11 protein-coding genes are annotated in these 12488 nt (G+C 68.5%); 8 read left to right on the top strand and 3 right to left on the bottom strand.

Annotated elements, in window-relative coordinates:
- The first annotated feature begins 128 nt into the window (after window positions 1–128).
- Both OIE13_RS15090 and dop read left to right on the top strand, forming a co-directional pair.
- Entirely contained in the window at window positions 129–1286 is a 1158-nt protein-coding gene (locus OIE13_RS15090; protein WP_326639210.1) for an acyltransferase family protein, read from the top strand.
- 87 nt (window positions 1287–1373) lie between these two features.
- On the top strand, window positions 1374–2888 hold the full coding sequence (gene dop, locus OIE13_RS15085; RefSeq protein ID WP_326639212.1) for a depupylase/deamidase Dop: 1515 nt from the start codon (window positions 1374–1376) through the stop codon (window positions 2886–2888).
- A 165-nt stretch (window positions 2889–3053) separates the two neighbouring features.
- Here the strand turns inward: dop and OIE13_RS15080 are convergent, their stop codons facing one another.
- Both OIE13_RS15080 and OIE13_RS15075 read right to left on the bottom strand, forming a co-directional pair.
- Window positions 3054–3893, bottom strand: coding sequence for a serine/threonine-protein kinase (locus OIE13_RS15080; protein ID WP_326639214.1), 840 nt, complete (start codon window positions 3891–3893; stop codon window positions 3054–3056).
- A 262-nt stretch (window positions 3894–4155) separates the two neighbouring features.
- Window positions 4156–4950, bottom strand: coding sequence for a serine/threonine-protein kinase (locus tag OIE13_RS15075; RefSeq protein WP_326639216.1), 795 nt, complete (start codon window positions 4948–4950; stop codon window positions 4156–4158).
- 330 nt (window positions 4951–5280) lie between these two features.
- On the opposite strand from OIE13_RS15075, the gene OIE13_RS15070 reads away from it, so the two are divergent.
- The 6 genes from OIE13_RS15070 (at window position 5281) to OIE13_RS15045 (ending at window position 11136) form a co-directional block, all read left to right on the top strand.
- The gene (locus OIE13_RS15070) at window positions 5281–5490 is read left to right on the top strand and encodes a ubiquitin-like protein Pup (protein ID WP_030904562.1); all 210 of its coding nucleotides are present in this window, start codon (window positions 5281–5283) and stop codon (window positions 5488–5490) included.
- Window positions 5491–6087: 597 nt separating this feature from the next.
- The gene (prcB, locus tag OIE13_RS15065) at window positions 6088–6906 is read left to right on the top strand and encodes a proteasome subunit beta (protein WP_326647064.1); all 819 of its coding nucleotides are present in this window, start codon (window positions 6088–6090) and stop codon (window positions 6904–6906) included.
- Window positions 6907–6931: 25 nt separating this feature from the next.
- The gene (prcA, locus tag OIE13_RS15060) at window positions 6932–7756 is read left to right on the top strand and encodes a proteasome subunit alpha (protein WP_326647066.1); all 825 of its coding nucleotides are present in this window, start codon (window positions 6932–6934) and stop codon (window positions 7754–7756) included.
- A 147-nt stretch (window positions 7757–7903) separates the two neighbouring features.
- Window positions 7904–8569 (top strand): hypothetical protein, encoded by a 666-nt coding sequence (locus tag OIE13_RS15055; protein WP_326639220.1) that lies wholly within the window; start codon window positions 7904–7906, stop codon window positions 8567–8569.
- 162 nt (window positions 8570–8731) lie between these two features.
- Window positions 8732–10090 (top strand): Pup--protein ligase, encoded by a 1359-nt coding sequence (gene pafA / locus OIE13_RS15050; RefSeq protein ID WP_326639222.1) that lies wholly within the window; start codon window positions 8732–8734, stop codon window positions 10088–10090.
- Between the two features lie 95 nt (window positions 10091–10185).
- The gene (locus tag OIE13_RS15045; protein WP_326830149.1) at window positions 10186–11136 is read left to right on the top strand and encodes an FKBP-type peptidyl-prolyl cis-trans isomerase; all 951 of its coding nucleotides are present in this window, start codon (window positions 10186–10188) and stop codon (window positions 11134–11136) included.
- Between the two features lie 229 nt (window positions 11137–11365).
- On the opposite strand, the gene OIE13_RS15040 is transcribed toward OIE13_RS15045, so the two are convergent.
- Window positions 11366–12484: a DUF3866 family protein gene (locus OIE13_RS15040; RefSeq protein WP_326639226.1), complete on the bottom strand. Its 1119-nt coding sequence runs from the start codon at window positions 12482–12484 to the stop codon at window positions 11366–11368.
- Window positions 12485–12488 lie beyond the last annotated feature (4 nt).

Below are 12488 nucleotides of genomic sequence, written 5' to 3'. Positions count from 1 at the left end.
CGTCGCCACTCGTATCCCCGGTCACACCCGTCACGAAAGTGACCGGAAATCAACAGCCGTCACAGGGAACCCGAATGATCGAAACGCCGTCCAAGTGGCGTGCGTGAACATTCCGGCCCGGCCGTCAGGTGACCGGCACGAGGTCTCGCGAGGCGCTTCGGGGAAGCGGCCGCCTCGCCGAACTCGACCTCCTGCGCTTCGCCGCCGCCATGGCGGTGCTCGCCTTCCACTACTTCATCGCCTTCGCCTCGGTGTGGGGCGACCGTCCGGCCGAGCTGTTCCCGGCCATCTCCACGATCTCCGGGCTCGGCATCCTCGGTGTCGAGCTGTTCTTCATGATCAGTGGCTTCGTGATCCTGATGAGCATCTGGGGCCGGGGCCTGGGGGCGTTCGCCCTCTCCAGGCTGGTGCGGCTCTTTCCCGCCTACTGGGTCAGCGTGGCCGTCACCGCCGCGGTCTACGGGCTGACCGCGGCCACGGCCCTGGACCCCAAACTCAGCCTCGGTGAGTACGGCGTCAACCTCACCATGCTCCAGCGGGCCTTCGGCGTCTACGACGCCAACGGCGTCTACTGGTCGCTCTGGGTGGAGCTCCGCTTCTACGTGCTGATCTCGATCCTGGTGATCACCGGGGTGACGCTCAACCGCTGCCTGGCCTTCATGGGAGTCTGGTTGCTGGCGGCCGGTTTCTTTGCCGGAAGCGAGGAGGCGTGGGTCGAACTCGTGGTCATGCCCAAGTACGCGGCGTACTTCGTCGGTGGCATGGCGTTCTTCCTGATGACCAGGTTCGGCCCCAGACTCGTGCTGTGGTGTCTGGCCGGGATCAGTGGCGGCCTGGCCGTCAGCTCGGCGCTCGACCGGGTGGCCGGGCGTATCGAGAAGGTCGGCTACGCCGCGATGCCCGTGCCCGAGTGGGCCGTCGTCGCCACGGTGGTCGGCTTCTACCTGCTCATGGCGATGGTGGCGCTCGGATGGCTACGGTGGCTGCGCCGGCGTGGCCTGGTCGTCCTGGGCGCGCTCACCTACCCGCTCTATCTCTTCCACACCACGGCCGCCGTCCTGATCGTCCCGGCCCTGCGGGACACGCTGCCGCCGCCGCTGACCGCCCTGGTCACGGTGCTGGCCGCGATGGCGTTCTCCTACCTGGTGTACCGGGTGGCCGAGCGCCCTCTTCAGGAGTTCGTCAAGTCGAGGAGGCAAGGGAAGGCCGTACCGGCGCCGCCGGCACAGCCCCCCGCGCTCTCCTCGATCCCCCTCGCAACGGGCGAAAAGGCTTCGGTGCCATAACTGTCCGACCACCGGGCATAGTGAAGGGTCTAGGGTCGGGAATAGATACCTCGAAGAGAAACAGTCCCTGATGAACAGAGGGTGCGCATGACGGTACGGCGGGTGATGGGCATCGAGACCGAATACGGCATCTCCGTGCCCGGACAGCCGGGGGCCAACGCGATGGTGACCTCCTCTCAGGTCGTGAACGCCTATCTGGCGGCCTCGGCGGCCAGAGCGCGGCGCGCGCGGTGGGACTTCGAGGAGGAGAACCCGTTGCGCGACGCGCGAGGGTTCGACCTCGCGCGGGAGGTGGCCGACCAGAGCCAGCTGACCGACGAGGACCTCGGCCTGGCGAACGTGATCCTCACCAACGGGGCCCGGTTGTACGTGGACCATGCCCACCCCGAATACTCCACTCCCGAGTGCACCAACCCTCGGGCGGCGGTTATCTGGGACAAGGCGGGCGAGCGGGTGATGCACGACGCGGCGGTTCGCGCCTCGGCGATGCCGGCCAACGCCCCGATCCAGCTTTACAAGAACAACACCGACAACAAGGGCGCCTCCTACGGCTGCCACGAGAACTACCTCATGCGCCGGGCGACCTCGTTCGCCGACATCGTCAGGCATCTGACGCCGTTCTTCGTCTCCCGGCAGGTGGTCACCGGCGCGGGCAAGGTCGGCATCGGCCAGGACTCCCGAGGTGAGGGTTTCCAGATCAGCCAGCGGGCCGACTTCTTCGAGGTCGAGGTGGGCCTGGAGACGACGCTCAAGCGGCCGATCATCAACACCCGGGACGAGCCCCACGCCGACCCGGAGAAGTACCGCCGCCTGCACGTCATCATCGGCGACGCCAACATGTCGGAGATCTCGACCTATCTGAAGCTGGGGTCCACCGCGCTGGTCCTGGCCATGATCGAGGACGGCTACTTCACCCGTGACCTCGCCGTGGACAACCCCGTCCAGGCACTACGCGCGGTGTCGCATGACCCGACGCTCAAGTACGAGATCTCCATGCGCGACGGCCGCAAGCTGACGGCGGTGCAGCTCCAGATGGAATACCTGGAACTCGCGCGCAAATATGCCGAGGAACGCAGCGTCAACGGCCTGGACGAGCCCACCAAGGACGTTCTGGAGCGCTGGGAGTCGGTTCTCACCCGCCTGGCGGAAGACCCGATGCAGCTGTCCGGGGAGCTTGACTGGGTGGCCAAGCTGGAGCTCCTGGAGGGCTATCGCACCCGCGACGGCCTTCCCTGGTCGCACCCGCGCCTGCAGCTCGTCGACCTTCAGTACTCCGACATCCGCCCCGACCGGGGGCTCTACAACCGGCTGGTCGCCCGGGGCCGCATGCAGCGCCTGGTCACCGAGGAAGAGGTGCAGAGGGCCGTCGAGGTGCCGCCCAACGACACCCGCGCCTACTTCCGCGGACGATGCCTGAGCCAGTACAGCGAGTCGGTGGCCGCCGCCTCCTGGGACTCGGTCATCTTCGACATCCCCGGCCGCGAGTCGTTGCAGCGTGTTCCCACCCTTGAGCCGCTGCGCGGTACCAAGGCCCATGTGGGTGAGCTGTTCGACCGCTGCCGTACCGCCGCGGAGCTGGTGACGGCGCTGACCGGCGAGTAGCGACGCTCCCCGAGGGGGAGGCGTCCGCCGTGGCGGCCTCCCCCTCGATCCGGACCGCCCGTACGGCGGCAGCGGGCCCGTCGACTCCAGGCGGACGGTCCGGCCCGGTGGTGACCGGTACGGTGCCGTACGGCCCGCCCGCCTGGTGAAAGGCCACGCGAGGCGCTACGTGTAGGCGTCCGGTGGCAGCCGGGCCGCGGGGAGTCGCGGCGGGGCCAGGGCCACACCCTCCGCATGGAGGACCGCCGACAGCATGCGACCGGCCTGACCCGTGCTGATACGGGCCGCCGGGTCGCGCTGGAGCAGCCCTTCCAGCACAGGGCGCAGCGCTCCCGCCCGTACCATCCCCTCCGTGGGCCGGTCGGCGGCCGAGCTCCGGGACGTCGGCGCGCGGTGACCGGAGCGCGGCGGCCGGCCCTCCAGCGCGAAGTACAGACTCGCCCCGAACGACCACAGGTCGCCGGCCGGGGTCGGTGAACCGCCCTGTAGCCGCTCCGGCGCGATGAAGGCGGGGGTGTGGGTGAGCGGCAGGGTCGTGGAGGTGCTCGCGTCGCGGTGCAGCGCCGCGATTCCGAAGTCGGCCAGCACCACCCGGTCGCCGGTCAGCAGAATGCTGCGCGGGTTGATGTCCCGGTGCAGGATGCCGGCCCCGTGCGCGTGGCGCAGCCCGCCCAGCAACTGGAAGCCGATCCATGCCACCCAGTGGGGCGGCAGGTGGCCCATGTGCCGTACCGTCTCCTTGAGCGTGAGGGCCTCCAGCAGCTCCATGACGATCCAGAGCCGCCCGTCCTCCTCAAGCAGGTCATGCACGGAGATCACCGCCGGGTGGTTCAGCCGCCCGGCCGAGCGAGCCTCGCGCAGGGCCCGCCGCCGCGCGTCGCGCATGTCCGCCCCGTATTCGCCGAACCGCGGCTGGATCTCCTTGATTGCCACATTCCGCCTGAGCAGGGAGTCATGGGCCCGCCACACGATGCCCATACCGTCCTGCCCGATCGGCGAGGTCAAGTGATAACGATCACCCAGTGGACGTGCCCTTCCCGCACCTGTTCCCATGAATCACCTGTTGCACATAGAAGCCGAGCCCCTCAGCTGATTCATATTTTCACCTGGAACGGTGCACCGTGTGGTTACTTATGGTGATTGTGGATAACAATTCAGTCGCACAGACACGATGGAATTTTGTTCCGCGTCCTTAAATCCCTACCCTGGGATCAGAAAAATTGCTCCGAAGTCGGCGAACACGCTGGAAAAAACGCCCGGAAACGCGTCAGGCCGCACTGAAACAGCGCACGTCCTCCAGCATCTTCGACGTCCGCTCGGCACTCAGTCGCGCCCGTGGATCCTTGCGCAGCAACCCCCGCAGCACCGGCTCCAGAGCGCCCGCCCGCTTCGGCGCGCGTGGCTGCTCTCGCAGCGCAGCCACCAACGCCGCCATCGAGTTCACCGTGCGGAACGGGGTCCTACCCTCCACCGCCATGTAAAGCGTCGCGCCGAACGACCACATGTCCGCCTCGCGGGTGCCGCCCCTGCCCTGCAGCGCCTCCGGCGCGATGAAAGCCGGTGTGCCCCGCGTCGAGGTCGTCGCCGCACCCTCCGGCGCCGCGAACCCGAAGTCGGCCAGCACCACCCGGTCACCGGTCAGCATGATGTTGGCCGGCTTGATGTCGCGGTGGATCACTCCGCCGTCGTGCGCGTGCCGCAGCGCCTCCAGCAGGCGGCAGCCCATCGCCGCCACCAGGTCGACCGGGAGCGGGCCTGCCTGCACGAGCGTGTCGTGCAGCGTGAGGGCCTCCAGGAACTCCATGACGATCCAGAGGCGCTCGGCCTCCTCGGTCAGGTTGTGCACCGTCACGATGCCGCGATGGCTCAGCCGTGCCGCCATCCGCGCCTCCCGGACCACCCGCCGCCGCTGCTCGGCCGCGGCGGGTCCAGGTGGCAGGGGTATCTCCTTGAGGGCCACCTCTCGCTCCAGAAGCAGGTCGTATGCGCGCCAGACGACGCCGGTCGCCCCCTGGCCGACGCGGGAGACGAGCTTGTACCTGCGCGCGATGATGGTGCTCACCCCTCAATGATCGCAGTTTTCAGCCCGGTAGGCCTACCTGGAACGTTCCTTACCTTCTCATGGGCTTCCGGATAAGGCCGGATTCGAGGGTGATGGTGGTCACACAGGGCCGACCAGGGCGGCGGCATGCCCGAGTGCGGCGGCATCCCGCCCGGGAGAACGGGGCGAAGGGGGGTTTGCCGAGGAGTCCCTGGGGAGGTTCCTTGACGGGGAGCACCTCGGAACGGCCCAGGGAAGCTCCCACAAAGATCACGGGACGATCCGCGCGCAATGTCGTCCGGTTCGGGGAAGATATGAGTCAGATGCGTCCCCCAAGCGGAGGTGCCACACATGGCAAGTAAGGACACCGGCGGCCAGAAGCAGACCGGCCGGACCGACAAGGAAGTCGAGGAGACCGCCGCGGCGGAGACCTCCGACGTCCAGGAGCGTCACGAGAAGCTCTCCGACGACGTCGACGCGATCCTCGACGAGATCGACGAGGTTCTTGAGGAGAACGCGGAGGAGTTCGTTCGAAGCTACGTGCAAAAAGGCGGGGAGTAGGGGACCGCGCGGGAAAAGCCGCCAAGGAGCGGCCGGAGGTTTCCGTCGGCCGTGAATATCGTTCGAGATACGAGGCGACCAGGCCGTAGGCCGAATTCAGCCGTGACCGAGCGCGACCAGATGGACTGACTTCTCATCGCAAACCCTGTCGCACCTGGATGAAACCCGGATGCAAAGGGTCGGCGAAGTCAAGAACCACGAAGGCGAGCGCGACTACCGGCCGAAACCGGGTCACGGCACTACCGAGAGGCGTCACCGAGGTGGACGTCGATCGGACGTTCGCCGAGCAGGACGGCTTCCGCTCGATCCACCGGGCGGGAGAGCGGAGTGGTGGGAGGAGGGGCTCGGGCACCGGGTGGGTCTCCGGCCCGCCCGCCCGCGCGCCCGGAGGCGGGCCGAGGGGACGGCATGTCGCGACGACTCCGCCACTACACGGATGTAGTCACCCGTAAAGATTCAAAAGCCCGGCGGAGGTGGTTCGCGCTGAGCTGATCCAGGGAAGTGCAAGCAGGACGGCAAGATGAGTAAGGTCGGGCCTTAAAGGACTGCACCTTTGGAGGGAGTCGCGTGGGATCGCACAGGGACCTGCCCGCCGGCATGGTGAATCATATCTTTACCGACACCGGGAGCTCCTCGTTCACCGAGTTCGTCAGGTCCCATTCGCCGGACTTGTTGCCTGTCCGTAACGAGACTCTGGCGACCCCGGTTGGTGACCAGATTCCGCATGCCACCACGATCGTCGCGGCGATGTGCGCGGGTGGCGTGGTGATCGCGGGAGACCGCCGGGCGACCTCGGGAAACATCATCTCCCAGCGAGACATGGAGAAGGTGTTCCGCACGGACGACTACTCGGGCATGGGCATCGCGGGGACGGCGAGCACCGGGATCGAGTTGGCCCGCCTCTACCGGGTGGAACTCGAGCACTACGAGAAGCGGGAGGGCCGCACGCTCTCGGTGGCGGGCAAGGCCAACCGGCTCGCCACGATGATCCGCGGCAACCTGCCGATGGCGATGCAGGGGCTCGTGGTCGTGCCGCTCTTCGCCGCCTACGACCCCGATATCGACGGCGGCCGGATCTTCAGCTACGACGTGGGCGGTGGCCCCTACGAACAGCGGCAGCACCACGCGATCGGGTCCGGCTCGATCTTCGCGCGGGGTGCGCTGAAGAAGCTCTACCGGGAGGGCGCCTCGCCCGAGGACACCGTGCTGACGCTCATCCACGCCCTCTACGACGCGGCCGACGACGACTCGGCGACCGGTGGCCCCGATGTGATCCGCAAGATCTGGCCCGTCGTCGCGGTGATCACCGCCGACGGATACCGCCGACTCCCCGACGAGGAGGTGGGCGAGTTCGCCCGGGTCGTGATCGACTCCAGAGCGAACTTCCCCGACGGCCCCACCGCCCCGCTGCGCTAACACGAGAGGATCACCCCAGGTGTCCATGCCTTTTGGATATGTCTCGCCCGAGCAGCAGATGCGGGACAAGGCGGACTACGCGCGCAAGGGGATCGCGCGGGGCCGTAGCGTCGTCGTCCTGCAGTACAAGGACGGCATCCTGTTCGTCGCGCCCAACCCGTCCCGTGCCCTGCACAAGATCAGTGAGATCTACGACAAGATCGGTTTCGCCGCGGTAGGCCGCTACAACGAGTTCGAGGCGCTGCGTCTCGGCGGCATCCGCTATGCCGACATCAACGGCTACACCTACGCCCGTGACGACGTCACCGCCCGTGGCCTGGCCAACCTCTACGCGCAGAACCTCGGACAGATCTTCACCGAGTCACTGAAGCCGTTCGAGGTGGAGATCGTGGTTGCCGAGGTCGGCGATTCCTCCGACGAGGACCACATCTACCGGCTGACCTTCGACGGCTCGGTCTTCGACGAGGCGGGCCTGGTGGCCATGGGCGGCCAGGCCGAGGCGGTGGCCGGCCGGCTCAAGGAGCGTTACCGCGACGGCCTGTCACTGACCGAGGCGCTGGAGGCGGCACTGTTCGCGCTGACCGAGCCGGGCGGCGAGCGCTTCCCCGCGGGCCAGCTGGAGGTTGCGGTCCTCGACCGGAACCGGCCGCACCGCAAGTTCCTGCGGCTCAGCGGCCCGAGACTGGAGCGCCTGCTGGCCGACGGGGCCTCCGCGGCCGAATCCGCGGCCGAATCGGCGGCGCAGGCCACCCAGACGGCCCAGACGGAGAGTCCCCTTTCCGCGCCCGAGACGCCCGGTGCCCCGCCGACCGCGCCCGACGGCGACATCGACACCGGGGCGAGCGGCTGATCGGGTCCGACGACGACACCGGCACCGCGTCCGGCGACTGACCGCACGACGGGAGAGCGCCGCCCTGCCCGGGGCGGCGCTCTCGGTGTGTTCTGGATCACACCCTTTCCTGACAACCGAACCGGCTCACCGATGGTCACAGTCTGTGTGAAAAACGCCACCCCTCTAGCCCGGACCGGGCTCACCCTCCGCTCGGCCGGTCCCGCCACGCTGGCACTGCTCGCAGCCGTGGCACTGACGTCCGGCTGTAGCGAGACGCCGGCTCCGGCCTCCTCCCCGGGAACGACCGCCTCCGCCGCCCCCTCGACCGGCGCGCCTGACGCCGCCCCCGAGTCCGCCCCCGCCTCCCGGCCCGCGGCCACCCCCGAGCTCTTCGGCACCGAGTTTCAGGCCGCTCCCGAGCACGACTGGAGCAAGGGCAGCCCGCCCCCCTTCGAGGGTGTCCTGCGCGGCTGGCTCACCGGCGTGGACGACAACGGCGTGGCCGAGTACCGGCCGATCCGTTTCGCCCAGAGCGGTGGCGAGGACGGCCACTTCGACGGTCCCGAGGAGGGCGACGTGACCCGCTACCTGGCGCCCATCGCCGAGGACGTGCTGTTCCTCGCGGACAGCGGCTGCGACGGCTCGTCACAGACCTATGACAAGGCCACCAACCTCGGCACCGAGAAATGCGGCCGCCAGACGCTGATCGACAACGTCAAGGAGGCGGCATCCCTGGCCGGGGTGGAGGGTCTCTACCGGCCGGCCCTGATCACCACGGAGAACGGCAGAATCACCAAGGTTGTCGAGATCTTCTGGCAGGGCGGCGGCTGATCCGGCCCATCGGGCCCGACGCCCTCGCATCGCTCGCATCCGGCGATGCCCCGGGTGCGAGCCGCGTCCGCGCTTAGCCGCTCGCAGCCCGGGGCATAAGCCGTACGACCGAAAACCCCATGATCCCTCCCACGAGAGGGGTTCGGCGAATAGTGTGAGGCAATGGATCGTCGCATCTTCGGGCTTGAGAACGAGTACGGCGTCACCTGCACATTCAGGGGGCAGCGGCGGCTGTCACCCGATGAGGTAGCGCGTTATCTATTCCGCCGTGTCGTCTCCTGGGGCCGATCGAGCAACGTCTTCCTCCGCAATGGGGCGCGCCTGTATCTCGACGTGGGCAGCCACCCCGAGTACGCCACCCCCGAGTGTGACAACGTCGTGGAGCTCGTCACCCACGACAAGGCGGGCGAGCGCATCCTGGAGGGCCTTCTCGTCGACGCCGAGAAGCGTCTTCGCGAGGAGGGCATCGCCGGCGACATCTACCTGTTCAAGAACAACACCGACTCCGCGGGCAACTCATACGGCTGCCACGAGAACTACCTGGTGGGCCGGCACGGCGAGTTCGGCCGACTGGCCGACGTGCTGATCCCGTTCCTGGTCACCCGGCAGATCATCTGCGGGGCCGGCAAGGTGCTGCAGACCCCGCGTGGAGCGGTCTACTGCGTCTCCCAGCGGGCCGAGCACATCTGGGAGGGCGTATCCAGCGCCACCACCAGGTCACGCCCGATCATCAACACCCGTGACGAGCCGCACGCGGACGCCGAGCGGTTCCGCCGCCTGCACGTCATCGTCGGCGACTCCAACATGAGCGAGACGACCATGCTGCTCAAGGTCGGCGCCACCGACCTGGTGCTGCGCATGATCGAGGCGGGCACCGTGATGCGTGACCTGTCCCTGGAGAATCCGATCAGGGCCATCCGAGAGGTCTCCCATGACATGACCGGGCGGCGGCGGGTGCGGCTGGCCAACGGCAGGGAGGCGTCCTCGCTGGAGATCCAGGAGGAATACCTCTCCAAGGCCCGTGAGTTCGTCGAGCGTCGTGGCGGCGACGAGATCAGCCACCGGGTGCTGGAACTGTGGGAGCGCACGCTCAACGCGGTCGAGACCGGCAACCTAGACAAGGTCGCCCGCGAGATCGACTGGGTGACCAAGTACCAGCTGATCGAGCGCTACCGCAGGAAGTACGACCTGCCGCTGTCGAGCCCCCGGGTCGCCCAGCTCGACCTGGCCTACCACGACGTGCACCGCCGCCGTGGCCTGTTCTACCTGCTACAGAAGCGCGGTGCGGTGGAGCGGGTGGCCTCCGACCTGAAGATCTTCGAGGCCAAGTCGGTGCCGCCGCAGACCACCCGTGCCCGGCTGCGCGGGGAGTTCATCCGCAAGGCGCAGGAGAAGCGCCGTGACTTCACGGTCGACTGGGTGCACTTGAAGCTCAACGACCAGGCACAGCGCACGGTGCTGTGCAAGGATCCGTTCCGCAGCGTCGACGAGAGGGTGGACAAGCTCATCGCCGGAATGTGATGGTCACGCTTCGGCAAGCTCCTTCCATGCTTACCTCCTCTGTATGCCGGTACGGGTAGTGTGGCGCGAACCTGACGTCTGCTTGAGGGATACCTATGCGCCGCCGCAGCATGGCCGTACTGGCCGCAGTGCCTCTGATGTTCGCCGCAGCATGCGGCTCCGGAGGGGACGTGGCCACTGGCTCCTCCAGTCCCGCCGGCAGCGGAGTCACCGAGCTACAGGTGACAGGGGCGGTCGGCGCCAAGCCGAAGGTGGCCTTCCCGGCCAAGGTCGTCGAGACCTCCTCCTACAAGGTGCTCACCCCCGGCAGCACGGGGGAGGCCGCCAAGCTCGGCACCAACGTGGTGGCCAACTTCACGGTCTTCGCCTGGGACGGCAAGGAGAACAAGCTCGCGGGCTCGACCTATGACGAGGGCGGGCCGCAGGTCATCACGCTCAACGAGCAGGTCCCGGAGATCCTCAGAAAGGGCTTCGCCGAGACCAAGGGCGGCGGCAGGTTCATGTCCGTCGTCGCCAAGGACGCACTGCCCAAGGAGCAGCAGGCGCAGGCCCCCGCGGGCCAGTCGCAGGTCTTCGTGGTCGACGTGATCGGCGTCCCCGAGGGGAACGCGGCCAAGGGCACCGCGACCGACCCCGGCCTCGCCGGCGTCAAGGTGGAGAACCCGGGCGGCGAGGCCGCACCGAAGCTCACCACCAAGACCAAGGAGAAGGCGCCCAAGGAACTCGTCGCCAAGACCGTGATCAAGGGCGCGGGGCCCGAGGTCAAGACCGGTCAGTCGATCCTGGTCCAGTACGCCGGGAAGGTCTGGGGTTCGGACGTCGAGTTCGACAGCAGCTGGTCCCGCGGCGGCCAGCCGATCATGTTCCAGATCGGCACCGGCAAGGTCATCAAGGGCTGGGACCAGGGTCTGGTCGGCGTACCCGTGGGCAGCCGGGTGCTGCTGAGCATCCCGCCGGACCTCGGTTACGGCAAGGCGGGTTCCGGCGACAAGATCAAGGGAACCGACACCCTGGTCTTCCTGGTCGACGTGCTGGCCGCCTACTGACGCTCCGCCGCCGGGGCGACGCAACGGCGAGAAAGAACACCTGCGCCGGCTGGAGAAGAAGGCGGCCCACCAAGCTACCAGGCACCGAGTCTGCCCGAACAGCAGAACCGGTAGCTCCCATTAGGACGTGGAGACCTCGGGGTTACCCGGTCTGCGAAGCGTCAACCCCCGCGCGCCGCTTAACCGCGACGCGACGGGAGAGTCTCCGGCCTTCGGGCCGGGGAGGAGTTCAAGACAGCAGCGAGGCCGTGTGGCGTCCGGCGGCGGCCGAGGCCAGGAAGTAGGCCAGGTCCTCGTCCAGGCCGCGGCCCATCGTCGACAGCCTGACCGGAGACTCCCGCAACGCCGCGTACAGCCCGTCCACCGGCACCTCGACCAGTTCGTGCCGCGCGGCGAGCGGGCGCGACTGCTCGGTCACCCGCCTGCCGAAGTCGCCGGGCAGCACGGGCACGGCGATCTGGGCGGGAGCCAGCGCCACCCGGCCGTAGGCGGTCAGCGAGTGGTGTGAGACCCCGATGTGGCGCTCGCGCAGGTCGCCTTCGCTGACCCGCAGCGCCGCGACCGGGCGGCCCCCGAGGACGGCGGCGGCGTTGACCGCCTCGCCGGCCGAGACGCCGGAGAAGCCCCAGCGGGTGCCGCTGCCCAGGTTGCCCGGCCCCTGGGTGACGATCGCGACGTCGGCCCCCAGGACGTGCCGGGCCGCCAGCAGGCCCGTGTGCGGCGTCACCGCCTCCACGTCGCCGCCGAAGGCCTGGCCCACCGTGACGACCCCGCACAGCCAGCCGGCCTCCCGCAGTCGCGCGCACGACATGGAGAACCAGGCGGGCAGCGCGCCCCCGTCGAGCATCACGTAGGCGACCCTGACGGGCCGGCGCCCGCCGTTGGATCCCCGCTCGTCGCCGGTCTCCCCGGTAGGCGGGGGATTCGAGCCGTACAGGCCGCAGAGAATCGCCGGCAGGGCCGAGTGCAGGTCGGCGACGATCACCGGCATGCCGTCCACGGAGTCGGCGTCGCGCAGCAGGTCGTGGAAGGGCGAGTCCTGCTCGTCCGCGCCGAGTACGGTGGTCTGCAATGGGGTGTAGCGTGCCTTCACCAGGTGTCCGGGACCTTGAGGATCTTGTGGCAATCGGTCGGGAACAGCCACCACCATGGCGTAACCTCCCGTACCGAGACCCATCGCGAGCGCGGTCGTGTTAAGCAGTACCCCATCACCGGGCTCCGGGCGCCCCACCAGGGCCGGGTAGGCGAGCGCGCGCGCCTCACCGTCCTCGGTGGTCACGTCGAGTTCCACCGCCCCCGGCCATTCGCGCCGGATCCGTACGACCTCGCCCCTGCGCCATCTGATCACGGGG

This window comes from Streptosporangium sp. NBC_01810 (genome assembly GCF_035917355.1).
In the GTDB taxonomy this organism is placed as follows: domain Bacteria; phylum Actinomycetota; class Actinomycetes; order Streptosporangiales; family Streptosporangiaceae; genus Streptosporangium.
Note: the sequence above shows the minus strand (reverse complement) of the source record. Positions and strands in the feature narration are given on the sequence as shown.

Bases quoted from the DNA above. Each gene is read 5' to 3' on its own strand.
- dop (WP_326639212.1), top strand. From the start codon at position 1,374: ATGACGGTACGGCGGGTGATGGGCATCGAGACCGAATACGGCATCTCC.
- OIE13_RS15070 (WP_030904562.1), top strand. From the start codon at position 5,281: ATGGCAAGTAAGGACACCGGCGGCCAGAAGCAGACCGGCCGGACCGAC.
- prcB (WP_326647064.1), top strand. From the start codon at position 6,088: ATGGTGAATCATATCTTTACCGACACCGGGAGCTCCTCGTTCACCGAG.
- prcA (WP_326647066.1), top strand. From the start codon at position 6,932: ATGCCTTTTGGATATGTCTCGCCCGAGCAGCAGATGCGGGACAAGGCG.
- pafA (WP_326639222.1), top strand. From the start codon at position 8,732: ATGGATCGTCGCATCTTCGGGCTTGAGAACGAGTACGGCGTCACCTGC.
- OIE13_RS15045 (WP_326830149.1), top strand. From the start codon at position 10,186: ATGCGCCGCCGCAGCATGGCCGTACTGGCCGCAGTGCCTCTGATGTTC.